General features: G+C 48.7%; 1 protein-coding gene. It reads right to left on the reverse strand.

Annotation, left to right across the window (positions count from 1 at the left end; translation table 11 throughout):
- A partial coding sequence (locus I8J31_RS20675) for a hypothetical protein (protein ID WP_199470479.1) occupies nt 1–902 on the reverse strand: 902 nt, incomplete at both ends.

A 902-nucleotide genomic window follows, 5' to 3' on the forward strand; every position in this document is an offset into this window, starting at 1 on the left:
TGCCCGGTTCCCGCATCATAGGCAAAGCGTGAAGTTAGAGTTAATCCCGCCCCTATTGAGCTTTGTTCCGTCACAAAGGTATGGCTGGCGTCATACGAAAATTCAGTCACTAACCCGGTCGGCTGGGTTTGTGTCAGCAGGTTACCGTAATCATCGTAAGTGAAATCGGTACCAAGCCAATGACCACCCAGATCACCGGAAGAGGTTTTGTCCAAATACACATCTTTTGCGATAACGTTCATCCGGTCATCAAAGCCAAATGCCTGCATGTTCAGGTCATTGGTTGCATCCCAATCATTAGCCGCAGTAAGACAATTACCGGGTTGCCAGTGGGTCTGCTTGACATGGGTAGCATAGGAACGCTTCCACCACTGATCTTCTGGCACATGGGCAACATATAGATAACAGCGAGTATAGGCGCCATCACCGGCGGCACGCTGGGCATCGCCATCATAGGTTACGGTAATCGGCTGACCATTACTGAGGTGAGGTTGAGAATAACCATTACGGGTCATGAGCGTATAATTTGCTGTACCCATGGTGTAATGGTGCAGCAACTTATCATCCAAAAATACGCGATGCGCGCCATTGGGCAGATTCTCACAATGGCCATCATAGGCCCCAGTGACACCACGCTGGCAGCTATGGTAAACATACTCTTCTATGCCCATCAGACGTTGGGTATCGGCGTCTTTGATGGTTTTATTGATCAAACGACCGGTCAGAGGGTAATCAACAGAGTACGTTTGTGTCGTCTCAGTATCGTGCTGTTCATCCGTGATCACCAGACGCTTAAAACCTTGTAAATCACGATCAAGATCCACTGTGGCTTCTTCATACTGGTAGGTAAACCGGTAACAGCCAGTGTCTATTGTGTCGCTGTGATCATCATTGATGGCATC

The organism is Marinomonas transparens (assembly GCF_016463975.1).
Classification (GTDB): domain Bacteria; phylum Pseudomonadota; class Gammaproteobacteria; order Pseudomonadales; family Marinomonadaceae; genus Marinomonas; species Marinomonas transparens.